The 17,023-nt window shown below is 57.2% G+C and carries 14 protein-coding genes; 2 read left to right on the plus strand and 12 right to left on the minus strand.

The genetic code is table 11. From position 1 onward, the window contains the following. The first annotated feature begins 60 nt into the window (after positions 1-60). The gene (locus NXS97_RS06670; protein WP_024470907.1) at positions 61-1,224 is read left to right on the plus strand and encodes a M20 aminoacylase family protein; all 1,164 of its coding nucleotides are present in this window, start codon (positions 61-63) and stop codon (positions 1,222-1,224) included. Here NXS97_RS06670 and ybiB read toward each other — a convergent pair. From ybiB to NXS97_RS06690, 4 genes are all read right to left on the minus strand, one after another. Further along, positions 1,221-2,189 carry a DNA-binding protein YbiB gene (ybiB, locus tag NXS97_RS06675; protein WP_014593253.1) on the minus strand — a complete coding sequence of 323 codons (969 nt, stop codon included), beginning with the start codon at positions 2,187-2,189 and terminating at the stop codon, positions 1,221-1,223. The genes NXS97_RS06670 and ybiB overlap by 4 nt on opposite strands. A 27-nt stretch (positions 2,190-2,216) precedes the next feature. Beyond that, positions 2,217-4,379 (minus strand): ATP-dependent DNA helicase DinG, encoded by a 2,163-nt coding sequence (gene dinG / locus NXS97_RS06680; RefSeq protein WP_014593252.1) that lies wholly within the window; start codon positions 4,377-4,379, stop codon positions 2,217-2,219. A gap of 194 nt (positions 4,380-4,573) precedes the next feature. Next, on the minus strand, positions 4,574-5,104 hold the full coding sequence (locus NXS97_RS06685) for a GNAT family N-acetyltransferase (protein WP_014593251.1): 531 nt from the start codon (positions 5,102-5,104) through the stop codon (positions 4,574-4,576). Further along, positions 5,101-5,664 (minus strand): helix-turn-helix domain-containing protein, encoded by a 564-nt coding sequence (locus tag NXS97_RS06690; RefSeq protein ID WP_013025144.1) that lies wholly within the window; start codon positions 5,662-5,664, stop codon positions 5,101-5,103. The genes NXS97_RS06685 and NXS97_RS06690 overlap by 4 nt, the downstream gene beginning before the upstream one ends. A 149-nt stretch (positions 5,665-5,813) precedes the next feature. On the opposite strand from NXS97_RS06690, the gene NXS97_RS06695 reads away from it, so the two are divergent. Further along, positions 5,814-6,548, plus strand: a complete 735-nt coding sequence (locus NXS97_RS06695; RefSeq protein ID WP_013025143.1) for a MerR family transcriptional regulator — start codon at positions 5,814-5,816, stop codon at positions 6,546-6,548. Positions 6,549-6,720: 172 nt separating this feature from the next. Here NXS97_RS06695 and NXS97_RS06705 read toward each other — a convergent pair whose 3' ends face one another. From NXS97_RS06705 to bglX, 8 genes are all read right to left on the minus strand, one after another. Continuing rightward, complete coding sequence (locus NXS97_RS06705; RefSeq protein WP_024470906.1) at positions 6,721-7,452, minus strand: ABC transporter permease; 732 nt, start codon at positions 7,450-7,452, stop codon at positions 6,721-6,723. Continuing rightward, entirely contained in the window at positions 7,440-8,387 is a 948-nt protein-coding gene (locus NXS97_RS06710; RefSeq protein ID WP_024470905.1) for an ABC transporter ATP-binding protein, read from the minus strand. The genes NXS97_RS06705 and NXS97_RS06710 overlap by 13 nt, the downstream gene beginning before the upstream one ends. After that, entirely contained in the window at positions 8,374-9,555 is a 1,182-nt protein-coding gene (locus NXS97_RS06715; protein WP_028714965.1) for an ABC transporter permease, read from the minus strand. Before NXS97_RS06715 ends, NXS97_RS06710 begins: the two co-directional genes overlap by 14 nt. Before the next feature lie 3 nt (positions 9,556-9,558). After that, positions 9,559-10,416 carry an ABC transporter substrate-binding protein gene (locus NXS97_RS06720; RefSeq protein WP_085980253.1) on the minus strand — a complete coding sequence of 286 codons (858 nt, stop codon included), beginning with the start codon at positions 10,414-10,416 and terminating at the stop codon, positions 9,559-9,561. Between the two features lie 235 nt (positions 10,417-10,651). Further along, positions 10,652-11,185: an isopentenyl-diphosphate Delta-isomerase gene (gene idi / locus NXS97_RS06725; protein ID WP_014593247.1), complete on the minus strand. Its 534-nt coding sequence runs from the start codon at positions 11,183-11,185 to the stop codon at positions 10,652-10,654. Positions 11,186-11,333: 148 nt separating this feature from the next. Further along, on the minus strand, positions 11,334-13,229 hold the full coding sequence (locus NXS97_RS06730) for a methyl-accepting chemotaxis protein (RefSeq protein WP_026021034.1): 1,896 nt from the start codon (positions 13,227-13,229) through the stop codon (positions 11,334-11,336). A gap of 178 nt (positions 13,230-13,407) precedes the next feature. Then, positions 13,408-14,514 carry a suppressor of fused domain protein gene (locus NXS97_RS06735; RefSeq protein WP_019106159.1) on the minus strand — a complete coding sequence of 369 codons (1,107 nt, stop codon included), beginning with the start codon at positions 14,512-14,514 and terminating at the stop codon, positions 13,408-13,410. A 195-nt stretch (positions 14,515-14,709) separates the two neighbouring features. After that, a complete protein-coding gene (gene bglX, locus NXS97_RS06740; RefSeq protein ID WP_013025134.1) occupies positions 14,710-17,007 on the minus strand; it encodes a beta-glucosidase BglX in 2,298 nt (765 codons plus the stop codon). Between the last annotated feature and the right edge of the window lie 16 nt (positions 17,008-17,023).

The raw sequence follows: 17,023 nt of genomic DNA on the forward strand, positions 1-17,023 counted from the left end.
ACGCGCTCTCGCCCGGCCTCTAAAGTGAAGCTTCCTGAATGATATGGAGCGCGACATTGCATGACTCTTTCCTCTGACCTGCTTGATGATGCGCTGCGCTGGCGCCACCAGTTTCATCGCGAACCCGAACTCGGCTATGAGGAACATCGGACCAGCGATAAGGTTGCGCATGAACTTGAGCAGGCGGGCCTGCAGGTATTTCGTGGTCTTGCCGGGACGGGCGTGGTTGGCACCCTGAAAAATGGAAGCGGACCGGTCATCGGCCTGCGTGCCGATATGGACGCGCTGCCCATCAATGAAAAAGGCGAAACCGCCTGGCGCTCCAGTAAACCTGGTGTGATGCACGCCTGCGGCCATGATGGCCACACGGCGATTTTACTGGCGGCCGCCAGACAGCTTGCCGCCACGCGTCAGTTCAGCGGCACGGTGCATTTTATTTTTCAGCCTGCGGAAGAAAACCTCGGCGGCGCCCGGAAAATGGTGGAAGAGGGATTATTTACCCGTTTCCCCATGGATGCTGTCTATGCGATGCACAACTGGCCCGGCCTGCCGCTGGGATCGCTGGCGGTTAACGCCGGTGCGATGATGGCCTCACTGGATGCGTTTGAAATTACGCTGAGCGGTAAAAGCTGCCACGCGGCCATGCCGGAAAGCGGTGCCGACCCGATGGTGGTGGCAGCTGAACTGATTCTGGCCCTGCAAACGATCCCCTCACGTCGCCTTTCTCCCCTTTCCTCAGCCGTGGTGAGCGTCACGCAGATTCAGGGTGGTGAGGCAATTAACGTGATTCCCGAACAGATCGTTCTGCGCGGCACCGTGCGCTGCCTGCAAGACGATGTGCGCAAACGGGTTCATGCGCTTATTGATGATTTTGTCACTACGCTGCCGAAACCCTTTGGCGTCTGCGGCGCGATTCGCTGGCTACCTGGCTACCCGGTGACAACCAACCATACAGGCCCGGCCCGGCAGGTTCACGACGTTGCCGTCAGTACGCTGGGGGAAGAGCAGGTGCGGTGGCAGGTGAATCCCTCTATGGCCTCTGAAGATTTCGCCTGCATGCTGGAAGCCTGCCCGGGGGCCTATTTCTGGCTCGGTGCAGATGGTGCAACCCCATCCGCCCCCTTACATAATGCTCACTACGATTTCAACGATGCGCTCATCCCCACCGGTATCCGCTTCTGGCAAAACCTGGTTGAGCACGCCCTGCCACAGGCTCACCGTTAAAAACCGGCCGCCGCCAGTTTCTCAAGGCCGGCTTCCCGCGAGGCGCACTGACCGCTTGCGCGCAGGCAGCAGGCAATTTGCAGTCGCAGCGCCTCTGGTAGAGGGCGCTGGTGATTCAGCACCTCTTCCGTCCACCGCGCTGTCTCGGCGGCCGACTTGTCGGCGGGCAGCGGCACCGCTACCTCCGGCTGTCTCTCTACCCAGACCTCCGCCTGCTGTGCTGCACCGCCCACATAGCTGATGGCCGGGCAGCGCTGCGGATTGGCATAAACCTCACCTTCGGTCCCGTTCAGCAGAATCGCGGGGGCATCGATAGCGCTAAAAAAGGTCGCCACCCGTGGAACATACTCCGGGTGGGATACGCTTGACAGGCGCAGGGCCTCGCGCTCACCAAACGGCGTGGCCAGCTTCGCCAGCGTGTGGGCGCTGTTACGCACGCCCATGCGCCAGCGTAACGACAGCTGTTTTGCCATGGGTGGGCAGAGGTGATCGATGGTAATAAAGGCCAGCTCACCCCTGTCGAGCTTTGCCTGTGCCTGTTCGGCCGTAGTGACCGGCACGATCCCCAGCGCGGCAAAGACCGCTTCGCTGGTCACGCGCGTGGCATCGTCACTGACGCCGTGAACCAGCACGGGCAGACCGAGCCTGTTAAGCACCTGCGCCAGTAATGGGGTTAAATTTCCCTGACGGCGCGCACCGTTATAGCTGGGAATGACCACAGGCATGGGACGACCGCTCGGCGCCTGCAGGCGCATCACACGCGACTGCATCGCCTGATAGAAGCCGCGCATTTCTGCTTCGCCTTCACCTTTGATTCGCAGGGCGATTAAAATACTGCCCATTTCAAGATCCGGCACCTCGCCGTCCAGCATTGCGCCGTAGAGTGCCAGGGCACTGTCGAAATCGATATCGCGAGCATGGTTCTTACCGCGCCCGACTTCTTTGATAATTTTATTCAGTTCCATCACGCATTTCCGCTCAGTGGCAACGACTTAACGCCGCTTCGCACGCGGTTTGCGCGTGCCGGGATTGGGTTTGGTGTTTCTGGCCTCGGGTTCAGGCGTGACCGGCTGCTCAATTGAAAACACCGGCAGCGCCGCCAGCAGCCGACTGCCGTAAGCTTTACTCAACAGGCGGCGATCGTAAATAACAATCTCGCCAAAACACTGATGGCTGCGGATCAAACGCCCGACCTGCTGAATCAGCGTAAAAGAGGCGCTGGGTAAGCTCTGTACCTCAAACGGATAACGCCTGAGGCTCTTCAGCCATTCGCCCTCGGTTAAAATTACCGGACTGTCTATGGGCGGAAAAGCAATTTTATGGATATGTACCTGACTGAGCAGCTCACCTTTTAAATCCAGCCCTTCCGCAAACGACTGCAGGCCGATGAGAATACTGGTATCGCCCTGCTCTACCCGTTTGCGGTGCAGGGCGATCAGGCGACTGCGGGGCTGATCGCCCTGCACCAGCATCATCAGTCGTAATTCTGGCAGCGCCTCGACAAACTGTTGCATGGCGCGCCCGCTGGCAAATAACACCAGCACGCCTTTATGCTTTTCTGTCTGCATTTGCTGGCGGAAAAAGGCCGCCATCTCCGCGATGTGCTCAGCCTCATTCGCCATCAACGGTTCGTAGCGCATCTGCGGGATCACCAGCTTGCCCTGATCGACGTGGCTGAACGGCGACGCCAGTGCCACAAAACGGTCGCCCGCCTTTTCATTCAACCCCGACATTTCCTGCAGGCGGCTAAAGCTGTTCAATGAGCGCAAGGTCGCGGAGGTCACGACAACGTGAGGAATCTTGCGCCACAGCATTTTTTCCAGCTGATCGCAGACGCGAATTCCCGCGCAGTGGAAGAACAGGTGTGCCTGACCGTCGCGCAGTTCACGGGTTATCCATTTTGAAACGGGCGCACCAGAGGCTTTTTCCATCGCAGCCAGTCGCCACAGCTTGCTGACTGATTCAAACCAGCCAAAGTGGCGGTTGAGCTGCAATAAATTGCGGTGCAGACGCACGAGATCGACGCTTCCGGTTTGTTCACTCAAGGCGTTAATCAACCCTTCGCTGAGCCCACGTAGCCCGTCGCTCAGCTTGAACAGCCGGGCGCACAGCGCCAGCAGCTCGTCAGGTAAGGTGCCCAACACGAAACGAAACTCGCCGGGCTGATTGTGCGGCGGAAGCAATGGGCTTAATGCCTCACTTATGGTGGCAAGGCGTTCGCGCAGTTCATCACAGTGGGCTTTAAGACGTTCGGGATTAGCCAACGGCGGGGGTGATTTGGGCCGCATCTGGCTCATAATCGCCTCCACCAGCTTCACAAACAGATCGAGCTGCAGGCTGGTCCAGCCGGGCGTGATATCGGCGCTCATCTCCAGTGCATCACGCGCCACTTCAGGCAGGTGATGCCCTTCATCCAGCACCAGCATCAGATTTTTGGCCGGGGGCAGCACCGATTCGTTTTCCATGGCCGCCATCACCAGCGCGTGGTTGGCTACCACCACATCGACCTGCTCGATTTCCCGCCGGGCAACGAAAAACGGACATTCGCGGTACCAGCGGCAATGCACGCCAAGGCAACTGGCTTTGTCAGTAGACAGACGCTGCCACAGGCTGTCGCTGACGTTCTCCTCGCTGTGATCGCGCAGGCCATCCCACTGATAGCGATCCAGTGACTTTTGCAGCCGTCCGCACTGGATCTGCTCTTCTTTGGTGCTGCTGACCGCTTCGTCATCCAGGTAGAACAGCAAATCGGCCTGCTGATTATCGTCTGCGACCAGCGCGGCCAGATTGCGCGGACACACATAGCGCCCGCGTCCAAAGGCAGCAGTAAAGGTGAGATCCGGAATGATTTTTTTAAGCAATGGCAAATCTTTGCTGAAGATCTGATCCTGCAAGGCGACGTTGGCCGTGCTGATCACCAGCCGCTTCTCTTCCGCGCGGCTGACGGCGATGCCAGGAATAAGATACGAAAGGGTTTTGCCCACGCCAGTCGGCGCTTCTACAGCCAGGTGGCGACCGTCATCACCCGACAGACATTTCGCGACCTCCGCGATCATCTGCCGCTGGGCAGGACGGGGAATAAAGTCTGGCACCTGTTGCTGCAGCGCTTTATACCACTGTGCGATCTGGCTTTTTAATGCTGCTGTCAGGGCCATGTTAAGATTACCGCTTTACTCGATGGCCTGTATTTTTACACAGTATCGCAGTGACGTCAGCTTTCGGGTCTGTTTTTTCGTGCTGGCTTCAGAAAAGGCCTGCTCGTGCTGTCGGGTCAACAGCAGGCCACAGCCGCCGTGGCGCGTTGTCGCGTGTTGCGCAGGGATAAGGCGGCGGCCCGAAGGCCTGTACTTCAGCCGCCGTGCGAATCCAGCACCTTAAACATCACTGTGGTCGCGTCCAGTTTTCCCTCAATAGACTGCGCATAGGCAGGAATTTCACCCGCAACCTGCCAGTGCAGCGCGCGATAAAGATCGCTTGCCACGTCCCCGGATCGGGTGTCCAGCACCAGCAGGCGTTTTCCCTTCTGATGCGCCCGCTGTTCTGCCTGCTGCATTAACCTGCGCGCTATCCCCTGCCGCCGCGCCTGCGGATGCACGAGCAGCTTACTGACTTCGGCCCTATGGCTTCCATTGGGCATGGCGCTGTCATTGAGCATCACGGTGCCCACCACCCGGCCATGCTGGCGGGCAACCAGCAGTTCACTCTGGCCTTTTTCCAGCGCGGCAAGCTGATTTTGCCAAAAAAGGGTCATCACGCTGATGTTTTCAGGATCGATAAAACCGATGCTGGCACCCTCGGCCACACAGGCCTGTAAGACCTGGGCCAGTTCGGGTAAAACCTGTTGTGCCTCAGCGGCGCTGAGTTGTTGATACGTCATCATGATTTGCAGACCACCAGTAAGTAGCGGGCACCTTCAGTAAGATGTGCCTGAAAAGCGGACGCGCCGCTAAGATGAAAACGCAGGCTGTCGCCGGGTGCTAAGGTCCAGCTCTGCGCGCCCATGGTTATCGTCAGCTGTCCCTGTTGCATCCAGATATGTTGTTCCATGCCCTGTAGCGGTGGCGCGTCGTATTCGACGCGCGCGCCGGGCCGCAGTGTGCCTTCGATCAGCTCACAGCGGAAATTATGGGCGGGCGGTGAGACATTGCGGCGGCTAAATCCACTGGCTTCGTCGTTCCAGATCGGCTGGCGTTCGCGAGGGATCAGGAGATCGCTTTCCGCTTCCACTTCGCTCAGCAGGCGCGACATGGTCAGACTGTAAGCCACACACAAACGATTAAGCAGGGCAGCCGTTGGGCTGGTTTCAGCACGCTCAATACGCGATAATGTGGGCCGGCTAATGCCGGTGGCGGTTGAGAGTTCATCAAGTGACCAACCCTGCTTCATCCGTAATTCTGCAAGGCGGGCTGCTAAGCGTTGCTCCGTATTATCAAAAGACATGTTTCATCTCACTTATGAAAAATAAATCTCATAACTGAGATAGAACAACAATTAAGCGCAGCCGTCAAGTTGTACATCTAAAAATTGGTTGTACAACTTAACAGGCTTCGTTATGGTGTTTTAACTCAGGTCAGTTTAAAGAGGTAAATATGACCTTATACAGTATCGGCGATGTCGCCGAACGCTGTGGCATAAATCCGGTTACCTTACGCGCCTGGCAACGACGTTATGGATTATTGAAACCACAACGTACCGAAGGCGGTCATCGACAGTTCGATGAAGAAGATGTTCAGCGTATCCAGGAAATCATGCGCTGGATTGAAAGTGGAGTACCAGTAGGCAAGGTCAAAGCACTACTGGAAGGTGGAGATGTTGATTCCAACGATGGCTGGACCGCCATGCAGGACGAACTCATCAGCATACTGCGCCATGTAAGACCGGCTAAGCTACGCAACAAGATCGCTTTAATTGGTCGCGAACATGCGGTTGATGCCTTGATCGATCACGTTTTTATGCCCATAAGGCAGAAACTCAGCCTGGATCAGAATACAGCACGGACAATGTGCAGCCTGCTGGATGGCATCCTGATCGACTACGTGGCTTTTTGTCTGGCAAGCAGTCGCAAAAAAGCCGGTAAAGAAGCGCTGATTATTGGCTGGGGCATTGAAGATCGCACGCGCATCTGGCTGGAAGGATGGCGACTGTCGCAGCACGGCTGGCGCATCGACGTGCTTGCCGAACCGCTTGATGTTCCCCGGCCCGAGTTATTTCCGGGGCTGAATATGTTTGTTTTTACCGGTAAAAGACTGACGCGCCGTCAGCAGGAACAGCTGGCACACTGGCAGGAACAGGGATTCTCTGTACGTTTGCACGACGCACACTGAAATAAAAACGCACGCTCGGCACTATGACTGCTGCCTTGCGCGCGCTATTATCCCCGCCTTGACGTAAACACCCTCAGGTTAGTTATGAACTGGAAAAAAACATTTTTTGCCACGCTGTTTGCCATTATGGCTATCGGCGGCACCAGTGGACTTATGCTGGTTGGCTATTCACTTATCGTTCATTCACGCTAAGACGGCGCTGCAGCCGTTCAAACAGGCGATCGCTGACGATCGCTAACAGCCCGACCAGCAACGCGCCTTGTATGACATAGGCGGTATTAAAGCCGCTCAGGCCGATGATGATGGGCGATCCCAGGCTCTTTGCCCCGACGGTAGAGGCGATGGCCGCCGTGCCGATATTGATGATGACGGAGTTACGTATCCCGGCAATGATCACCGGTGCCGCCAGCGCAAGCTCAACCTGCCACAAACGCTGCCAGCCACTCATGCCGACACCCACGGCGATCTCACGACTGCTGGCCGGGACGCTGTCCAGCCCCGCCAGTGTGCCCTGTAAAATTGGCAGCAGCCCATAAAGCAGCAATGCCACCACGGCAGGCCACGCGCCGAATCCCATGACAGGCACGGCTATCGCCAGCACCGCCACCGGCGGGATCGTCTGACCGGCGGCGGCGATGGTTTCCAACAACGGGCGAAAAGCCCGTCCCGCAGGGCGAGTGACCAGCACGCCGCTGCCGACGCCGATAGCAACCGCCATCAGGCTGGCGGTTACCACCAGAAAAAGATGTGCCAGGGTGAGCTGCCAGAAACTGTCCTGCTGATAAAGCGGGCGGGCCAGATCGGGAAACCAGGCGGCAAACACGGGGCCGCTGTAGGGCATGGCCGCCAGCAGGCTGAGATAAAACAGGACCAGCCACAGCAGAGGATCGGCTAACCGTCGCATTGTTGAGCCTCTGCGTGATGAAGGAGATCGCTGAAGTAGAGCACGCCCAGCGGTTGCTGATGCGCATCTACGACGGGCAGTTTATCCGTGCCGCGGCTGATAAACTGTGACAACGCTTCGCGCAGGCTCAGCGTCGCCGCCAGCGGCTCGGCATCCAGCCATTCCCCACGACGTACTGCGCGTCCCACCTGGCCAAGCGCCAGCAGATGCAGCCCTATCTCGCTGCGCCCCAGAAAATCACGCACAAAGTCGTTGCCTGGCCGGGTCAGCAATTCAAGCGGTTTACCCTGCTGAACGATCTCACCGTCGTCCATGAGTACAATATTGTCGGCCAGCGTCAGGGCTTCATCAATATCGTGCGTGACCAGCACGATGGTGCACCCTGAAGCACGGTGAATGCGTAACATCTCCTGCTGAAGCGCAGTGCGCGTGACCGGGTCCAGTGCGCCAAAGGGTTCATCCATCAGCAGTACGTCAGGATCCGCCGCCAGCGCCCGCGCAACACCAACGCGCTGCTGTTGTCCCCCGGAGAGCTGATGTGGATAGCGGCGAAGTAATGCCGGATCCAAATTCAGCAGTGCGATCAACTCGTCAATACGTTCGCGCCTGCGCGCTTTTGACCAGCCCAGCAAGGCAGGGACGGTAGCCATGTTCTTTTCAATCGTCCAGTGCGGAAACAGACCAATCGACTGAATGGCATAGCCGGTACGGCGGCGCAGCGCCTGGGCATCCATCTGACGAATGGATTCGCCTGCAAAGCGGATTTCCCCTTCATCGTACTCCACCAGACGATTAATCATTTTAAGCGTGGTCGATTTACCTGAGCCCGAGGTGCCCAGCAGCACGGTAAAGGTTCCTTTTGCGATGGTCAGCGACAGGTTTTTAACCGCGGCTTTACCCGCAAAGAACCGGGTGACGCCATCAAACTGAATCATCTTTTCTCTCCAGCAGGGAAATCAACAAGCGGAATAACGCATCCAAAGTCACCGCCATCGCAATCACCGGGATCACGCCTAACAGCACTAAGTCCAGCGCGTTGCTCAGCAGCCCCTGGAAAATAATCGCGCCGAATCCGCCTGCGCCGATCAGCGCCGCCACCACGGCCATGCCCAGTGTCTGCACCACCACAACCCGTATGCCCGACAACCACACCGGCAAGGCCAGCGGCACCTCCACGGCGAAAAACTGCTGCCTGCCGCTCAGCCCCATGCCGCGCGCACTTTCGCGCACGTCTGGCGGCACCTGCTGCAGTCCGGTTACCACGCTGCGCACCAGCGGCAACAGGGCATACAACACCAGCGCGATCAGCGCGGGCGCCATGCCAATGCCGCTGATGCCCCATGCACCTGCCCAGGGAAAGCGTTTTGCCAGCCCCGCCAGTGGGGCAATGAGTAAGCCAAACAGCGCCACGGAGGGCACCGTCTGAACCACATTCAGCACGCCGAAGACGCTGCTTTGCCAGCCGGATCGCCGGTAAAGCACGATGCCCAGCGGGAAAGCAATCAGTAAAGCAGGCAGGACGGTGGCGGCCAGTAGCGTCAGATGACGCAATAAGGCCGCATCAAAGACCGACTGGCGGTTGGCATATTCTTTCAGTAACGACAGGTCGTCCAGCTGGCCGCTGAACAGCAGCCAGAGGGGAAGGATCCATACCAGCAGATTCAGCACCAGTTGCCACAGCCTGCGGCGGGTGAGCGCACGCGCGGTATCGGTGATCAACAGTAGCGTCAGCGCGCTGCCGCACCACATGCCGCTCGCAAAGCTGGTTCGCGCCAGTCGGCTGCCCTGCCCGGCCAGCACCCTGGCCTGGTCGCCGCTGAGCCAGATCATGACCGCCAGCACCAGCCCGGCGCTTATTAACTGCAACGCGCAGCGAAACCCCGTCGGTCTGGCCCACAGCAGTAACCACAGCAACGCCAGCGGGGGCAGAAGCGCCATGCCGTGCGCCATTTGCCAGAGCATCACCGGCTGGCCGGCAACCAGACGATTAGCCGCAAAGCTCACAAACGGCAGGCAGCCTGACGTCAGGCTCAGTAACATAATCAGTACCAGCGCCACCGGCTGCTGTCGAGGCCGGGATATCGCCTCCCGCGATAGCCACATCGGTTACAGCAGCTTTTTCTGTTCTAACCACGCTTTCGCCACGCTGCTGGCGTCCTGCCCTTCAACGGCAATTTTGGCGTTGAGCTGCTGCAATGTCTTTTCATCCAGCGCACTGAAAACGGGTTTAAGCCATGCAGCCATTTGCGGGTAAGCCTGGAGAACCGCTTCACGCACTACTGGCGCAGGCGCATAAATGGGCTGAACGCCTTTTGGGTCACTGAGCGTTTTCAGGCCCAACGCGGCAACCGGGCCATCCGTACCGTAAGCCATGGCGGCATTGACGCCTGACGTTTGCTGCGCGGCTGCGCCGATAGTCACGGCGGTATCGCCCCCGGCCAACGATAACAGCTGATCCTGTTTTAACGTAAAGCCATAGGCTTTTTCGAATGCGGGAAGCGCATCACTGCGTTCAATAAATTCCGCAGAGGCAGCCAGCTTGAACGTGCCCCCTTTTTTCAGATAGGCGCTGAGATCGTCAAGGGAGTTGAGGTGATTTTTCTCCGCGACGTCGTTACGGACCGCGATGGTCCAGGTGTTGTTCGCCGGGGCGGGCGTCAGCCACACGAGGTGATTTTTTTCGGCATCAAGTTTTTTCACTTTTTCATAGCCTTCGCGGGCATGCTTCCAGGCACTGTCTTTTTCATCATTAAAAAAGAAGGCTCCGTTGCCGGTGTATTCCGGGTAGATATCCAGTTCGCCCGCGGTGATGGCGCCCCGCACCACCTGGGTTGCCCCCAGCTGAATTTTGTTAACGGTCTTGACGCCGTGCTTTTCCAGCACCAGCAGGATGACATTGCCCAGCAGTGAGCCTTCAGTATCTATCTTGGAACCCACACGCACCGGGTCGGCCGCGTGTGCCATTCCCAGACTCAGCAGTAAAAGGCTGATGCCGGCCAAACCGCGAATGTTTGCCATGATGCTTTCCTTATTGATGTATTCATCTGGAAGTACGGTTGGCTGTAGGGATAACCTGCCAGGCACGCCCACCGTTTTAGAGGTTGCAATAAAAGCGTAGCCTGGCAATCGCATTCCGCGATCTGTTTTGTCCTGAAATCAGATGCGGCTAACCCTGACCGCATCGGCCAGGGCTCGGTGATTAAGCCGGGAAAGTGAAACTGTCGAGACAGGCTGGAATACGGGGAAAGGTATGAAGGAACCAGGGCGTAAACTGCTGGGGCTGCTGCTGCATTTGCTGGGCAATATCCTGCATTGAGCGGTAGTCAAATGCATCCGCCTCCTGCGGGTTAAGCACGGGCAGCGCGTCGCTCACGGCAAAAAAGACATGGCCGTACTCGTGCTCTGTCAGGCCATTACTGAGCGGCAGGTTATAGCTCAGTTCGAAGACAGGCGTCAGCGACAGGATCATGCCCATTTCTTCGCGCAGACGGCGTTCGGCCGCCTCTTTAGTCGATTCATGAGGATAAGGATGACCGCAGCAGGTATTGCTCCATAATCCGCCGCAGTGATATTTGTCACTGGCGCGACGCTGGAGCAGCAGCTCCTGCCGGGTGTTAAAAACGTACACCGTGACAGCGCGGTGCAGTAATCCTTTTTCATGCACTTCCAACTTTTCCATTTTGCCGGTGGGACGATCAAGATGGTCGACGAGGATAACTTCAATAGCAGACATGAGGATTCCTTGAGTGTATTCCTCATTATTCTGGCACAAGATTGGGGAGGTTGAGGGGATAAAATTGTGCTGTTTATGCACAAATCTGTCAGACGGCAATGGCGATCGTCGAAAACGTCAGGCCAGCGGGCGCTGGCCTGACTGTGAATTACAGTTTGAAGCTTTGTACAACCTGTTCCAGTTGCAGACTCTGGGCTTCCATCGCCTGCGCGGCAGAGGAGACCTCTTCCACTAAGACGGCGTTCTGCTGCGTGGTGCCGTCAAGCTGAGTAATGGCAACGTTAACCTGTTCGATGCCCATGCTCTGCTCACGACTGGCGGCCATGATCTCGCTCATTAGCGTAGTGACGCTGCTCACGCCCTGCACCAGCTCGTCCATGGTTTGTCCTGCCTGTTCGACCAGCTGACTGCCTGCATCGATATTCGCGACCGACTCTTCGATCAGTTTTTTGATTTCACGTGCGGAGTTGGCCGAACGCTGCGCCAGATTACGCACCTCCGAGGCGACCACGGCAAAACCACGGCCCTGCTCGCCAGCACGCGCGGCTTCAACGGCGGCGTTGAGTGCCAGGATATTGGTCTGGAAGGCAATGCTGTCGATCACGCTGATGATATCGACGACTTTACGCGAAGAGTGGTGAATTTCGCCCATCGTGCTCACCACCTGACGAACCACTTCCGTTCCGCGCGACGCCACTTTAGAAGCCTCACCCGCCAGCTGGTTCGCATGCGTTGCGTTGTCGGCGTTCTGGCGTACAGTGCCGGTCAGTTGCTCCATAGAAGCCGCCGTTTCAACAATCGAGCTGGCCTGCTCTTCCGTGCGCGAGGAGAGGTTGGTGTTGCCGCTGGCAATTTCACGCGACGCCGCAGAGATGGCCAGGGCGCTGCTGCCGACCTGCTGCATTAACCCCTGCAGATAGCTGATAAAGTGGTTAAAGCTCTGCGCAACGGCGTTAAATTCCGGGCTGTTACTGGCTGGCAGACGCTGCGTGAGATCCGCGCCCCCTGTCGACAGCGCTTCGATATTTTGGTTGAGCATGCTCAAACGCTTCATCATGGCGCGCATGAAACCCAGCATGACCAGCAACAGAATAATGGCCAGAGGGATCTGCACCAAACCCAGGCGCATCAGCATATTGTGGGACTGGGCTTTCAGCAGGCTGGACGGTACGCTACTGGCCAGATACCACGGGCTGCCCGGAATAGCCTGCAGAAACAGCGTTTGCTCGCCATCGTTGCTGCTATAGGTTGACTCTGCGGACTTTGTCCCCGCACTGGCAAGCATCGCTTTCAGCGGCGCAGCCATAGGATTTTGCAGATCGCTCAGGTTTTCGAGTTTCGGCGTGCCGTTAACCAGCGCCGCGTTACCCACGACTTTGCCGTCAGACTCAACGATCAGGACGTCTCCATGAATCGCCTCGCCCATCTTTTTAGCCAGTTGGTTGAAGAAACCCAGCGTAACGTCGATGGTGGAAACGCCCCAGACTGTCCCGTCGCGGTAGATTGCCATGGCACAGTTGGTACGCGGCTGTGGGCTGGCGGCATCCTGATAAGCTTTAGCCCATGCGCACTGCCCTTTCGGCGCGGCCATGCCGTCTTTATACCAGGGCTGCTCCCAGTATTTGTCCGCGGCTTCAGAGTTCCAGTAGGTGTTAACCTGAAGCTTGTTGCTGGCGTCACGTGCAAAAAAGCTGCTGTCTTTCTCTTTACCCGCCTCGCGACGATGGGGTAAAGGCCAGATACCGCCACCGAAAACGTTACTGTCCTGATACTGGTTGACCAGTGCAGGTAATAAGGTGTCGATGGCGGCGCTGTCGATGACCGAGGCGGCCTCGGTAATGGCACGTTGCTGTGCCTGAACACGGTTCATTTGCTCAACGATGCCGGTTGCCAGCGAATCCACCTGATAGCGAATCAGGCGGCTTTCATTGTCCACCAACTGAGGCGCGACAAACTGGTTGATCACCCAAATAGTGACCAACACTAGCGCAACAAAAAAACCGATAAGCGTTGCTGTGAAGCGGGATTGCGTGGTCTTTAACATCATTGTTCCCCTGGACCTTTTGTGGCGCTATTGCCTGATCGGGGTTAACGGCACGGCAAGGGGGAACTTGAGTAGACCAGATCACAAATTTAACAAGTCTTTTAACAATAAAGATATTTAGTTACGCCAGGTCAGTAACTTTTTCCACCAGGAGGAAAAATCGCCCTGTCTCCGGCGTTTATTCTGTGTTCACGACCTGTTCGCGCGGTCGAAATATGTGCGTATTTCCCCCGGCGGTGAGCCGTTCACGCAGATGCTGCCCGCCCTGGGCTTCGCTCTGGGCAAATTGCCGTTCCGCTTCGGTTACCGGCGTGGCCCACAGCAGCGTGGGTCTGTCGCCATCCTGCCTCGGCAGCGGGAACTGGGCCTGTTCCGGGGCCAGCTCGTTGGCTAACAGGTAGCTTTCGAATCCCACCGGTGCCACCTCTGAGGCCAGCGTATGGCCTTCACCCAGCCAGGTCAGCCGCGCCCACGGCAAATGGACAAATTCAGCCAGCGCGCTGGCCATCTGGACCGCATTGCTTTCTGTCATGACTTCGCCATCGACCGCCATCGCCAGCTCTGCCCGGCGGTACTGCGGGGCCAGCTCATCGAACAGAAAATCAACCTGCGGCATGGGGCGAATGCTCATGCCCAGGGTCAGAAAGTACCAGATGCCGTTATGGTAGTGCTGAGAGAGCGCCATGGGCGGCCAGTTGCCCTGATCGATCGCGTAGTATTTGACCGACTCGCCAAACTGCGCCTGATAACAGGCCAGCAAGTCCTGTTGCACCTTGTCCCATTGGCTGCCGTCATGCCATTCACGCCAGAACTGGCGCTGCTGTTCGGCAAGGGCATAGTAATGATTGGTCGAGGCTGAACCGAGCGGCGCGGTCAGACGGTTTTTTTTGATACAACCGGCGGAGAAACTGACCTGTTTATCCTGGTAAAGGCTCCAGCCAGGAATCACGGCAAGAAGTTGCCCGTAGTACCACAGTGCCGCTCCCGCATCTCCGGGTTCCCAGAGAATTTGCAGACCTGCGGGATCCAGCGGCGGTTCAGCTTCCAGATTACGGCAGTATTCTGCACTCAGCAGGGGGGCAATGCCCTGTTCCATCGCCTGGTGATCTTCCTGAACCGGCGCAGGGAGCAGGTTTCGTAACCAGCAGCCACGCACCGCAAACTGGCTACGAAACAGATCGGTTGGCCAGATATAGAAATAAGCAGTCCGCGCATCCTGTTCGACAATTGCCGTCAGGGTGCGCTGCTGATTGTGGACTTCAGCAATCAGTGATTGATACGTCATAGCGCCTCGACAGTACTTGAGGAATCCATTTTCCCCGAGGATAGAGCAGGATCACGTCTGCTGCCACGACAGGCAAGGGTAAAACTCTCAAAGTGAATCGATGAAGGCAGAAGGCAGGAACGGAGGATAAACCCGCCTCCCCGAACGGGGAAGCGGTGACATCGACAGGAACCTGCAACCAGGTCCGTCTGAGGTTTACTGATAGGTGAACTGGGTGTTTTGCGTGCGGACTGAGTCCAGACCAATCATGACGTTAAATTTACCCGGTTCGGCAACGTGCTTCATCTGCTGGTTCCAAAACTTCAGCGCATCCACATCAATCTTAAAGGTCACCTGCTGAGATTCACCGGCTTTGAGCATGATGCGCTTGAAGCCATGCAACTCTTTTACCGGACGGCTGATGCTGGCAACGGGATCGTTGAGATAGAGCTGTACCACCGTGGCACCGTCCACTTTGCCGCTGTTCGTTACGGTTACGCTGGCTTCGATACTGCCGTTGTGCGCCATCGTTTCTGATGAAAGCGTGACTGGCGACACGGTGAACGTGGTGTAGCTCAGGCCATAACCAAACGGATAAAGCGGGCCGTTTTCCGCATCGTAGTAGTGCGATGTGTACTTGTTGGGCTTGGCAAAATTGTACGGGCGGCCGGTCGGTAAATGGTTGTAATAGATGGGAATCTGACCCACGGAGCGGGGGAAAGACATCGGCAGTTTACCCGATGGGTTGTAATCGCCAAACAGCACATCCGCGATAGCATTGCCCCCTTCTGTTCCGCTGAACCAGGTTTCCAGCATGGCATCGGCCATTCTGTCTTCATCAACCAGCGTCAATGGGCGACCATTCATCAGCACAATCACCAGCGGCTTGCCTGTCGCTTTCAGCGCGGCTAACAGCTTCTGTTGCGAAGGCGGGATCATCAGATTACTGCGGCTGGACGCCTCGTGCGCCATGCCCTGCGCTTCCCCTACCGCCGCCACGATGACATCGGCCTGCTTCGCTTTCTCGACCGCCTCATCAATCATTGCCTGCGGCGAACGCGGATCGACCGCCACGGCCGGTTCATACATGTTGAGGAAGTCCTGAATGCCTTTGTTATCTGACACGTTCGCGCCTTTGGCGTACAGCAGCGTGGCTTTGCCTTCGGTGGCGTTTTTCATGCCCTGCAGCAGGGAAACCGACTGTTTGGCGACGCCCGCCGCCGACCAGCTGCCCATGACGTCACGCTGGCTGTCGGCAAGCGGTCCAATCAAGGCAATGGTGCCAGATTTCTTCAGCGGTAAGGTATCAAGGCGGTTTTTCAGCAGCACCATACTCTTGCGGGCCACATCGCGGGCTTCCGGGCGGTGTAAACGGCTTTCTGCGTTGGTATCCTGCGGATCGCTCTCTTTCGGGCCAAGATGACTGTAGGGATCGTTAAACAGCCCCATATCGTATTTCACATTGAGCACGTGCCGGGCCGCATCATCGATTTCGGCTTTGCTGACGATGCCGCGCTTCACCAGGTCGGGTAAATACTGGCTGTAGTATTCATCGCTCATACTCATATCTACGCCAGACTTAATGGCAATACGCACGGCATCCTGGGGATCGCTCGCCACACCGTGCTTGATCAGCTCTTTAATCGCCCCGTGATCGCTGATGGTTATTCCTTTGAATTTCCATTCATGACGCAGCAGATCTTTCAGCAGCCAGCTGTCGGCCGTCGCGGGCACGCCATTAATGGAATTCAGCGCGACCATTACGCCGCCGCTGCCGGCATCCAGCGAGGCTTTATACGGCGGCAGGTAGTCCTGGAACATGCGCTGTGGGCTCATATCCACGGTGTTGTAATCGCGTCCGCCTTCCACCGCGCCATAGAGCGCAAAGTGTTTCACGCTGGTCATAATGTTGTAGCGGTCTGCGGGGCTTTTGCCCTGCATCGCCTGCACCATGGTGCGTCCCATGGCAGAGGTTAAATAGGTGTCCTCGCCGAACCCTTCAGACACGCGGCCCCAGCGCGGTTCACGGCTGACGTCGACCATCGGTGCCCAGGTCATATTTAACCCATCGTCCGCCGCTTCATAGGCAGAAATGCGCCCCACTTCATTGACGGCGTCGAGATCCCAGCTGGATGCCAGCGCTAAGGGAATCGGGAAAATCGTTCGCTGCCCGTGTACCACGTCATAGGCAAAAAACAGCGGAATTTTCAGGCGGCTTAGCTGCATCACCTGGTCCTGCATCGCGCGAATATCCTGACGCGTCACGGTATTAAAAATGGCGCCAACCTGACCTTTGTGGATCATCTCACGTACGGCTTCTTTTGGCGTATCCGGGCCCACGCTGATTAAACGTAACTGGCCGATTTTCTCGTCCAGCGTCATTTTTTTCAGCAGGTTGTTCACGTAGGCATCACGCGCCTGTTCGGTCATGGGATGGTGAACGGTGGGCTCCCCGGCAAATGCAGGTTGCAGAGCAAGGGAAACAGCGAGGCTAACAGAGCAAATCCATTTCATCAGGTTGGGTTCTCTT

Origin of the sequence: Pantoea sp. B623, assembly GCF_024814475.1 — a bacterium.
Taxonomy (GTDB): domain Bacteria; phylum Pseudomonadota; class Gammaproteobacteria; order Enterobacterales; family Enterobacteriaceae; genus Pantoea; species Pantoea ananatis.

Excerpts from the sequence above, each read along its gene's own strand:
- NXS97_RS06670 (WP_024470907.1), top strand. The coding sequence starts at position 61 with ATGACTCTTTCCTCTGACCTGCTTGATGATGCGCTGCGCTGGCGCCAC.
- ybiB (WP_014593253.1), bottom strand. The coding sequence starts at position 2,189 with ATGGAACTGAATAAAATTATCAAAGAAGTCGGGCGCGGTAAGAACCAT.
- dinG (WP_014593252.1), bottom strand. The coding sequence starts at position 4,379 with ATGGCCCTGACAGCAGCATTAAAAAGCCAGATCGCACAGTGGTATAAA.
- NXS97_RS06685 (WP_014593251.1), bottom strand. The coding sequence starts at position 5,104 with ATGATGACGTATCAACAACTCAGCGCCGCTGAGGCACAACAGGTTTTA.
- NXS97_RS06690 (WP_013025144.1), bottom strand. The coding sequence starts at position 5,664 with ATGTCTTTTGATAATACGGAGCAACGCTTAGCAGCCCGCCTTGCAGAA.
- NXS97_RS06695 (WP_013025143.1), top strand. The coding sequence starts at position 5,814 with ATGACCTTATACAGTATCGGCGATGTCGCCGAACGCTGTGGCATAAAT.
- NXS97_RS06705 (WP_024470906.1), bottom strand. The coding sequence starts at position 7,452 with ATGCGACGGTTAGCCGATCCTCTGCTGTGGCTGGTCCTGTTTTATCTC.
- NXS97_RS06710 (WP_024470905.1), bottom strand. The coding sequence starts at position 8,387 with ATGATTCAGTTTGATGGCGTCACCCGGTTCTTTGCGGGTAAAGCCGCG.
- NXS97_RS06715 (WP_028714965.1), bottom strand. The coding sequence starts at position 9,555 with ATGTGGCTATCGCGGGAGGCGATATCCCGGCCTCGACAGCAGCCGGTG.
- NXS97_RS06720 (WP_085980253.1), bottom strand. The coding sequence starts at position 10,416 with ATGGCACACGCGGCCGACCCGGTGCGTGTGGGTTCCAAGATAGATACT.
- idi (WP_014593247.1), bottom strand. The coding sequence starts at position 11,185 with ATGTCTGCTATTGAAGTTATCCTCGTCGACCATCTTGATCGTCCCACC.
- NXS97_RS06730 (WP_026021034.1), bottom strand. The coding sequence starts at position 13,229 with ATGTTAAAGACCACGCAATCCCGCTTCACAGCAACGCTTATCGGTTTT.
- NXS97_RS06735 (WP_019106159.1), bottom strand. The coding sequence starts at position 14,514 with ATGACGTATCAATCACTGATTGCTGAAGTCCACAATCAGCAGCGCACC.
- bglX (WP_013025134.1), bottom strand. The coding sequence starts at position 17,007 with ATGAAATGGATTTGCTCTGTTAGCCTCGCTGTTTCCCTTGCTCTGCAA.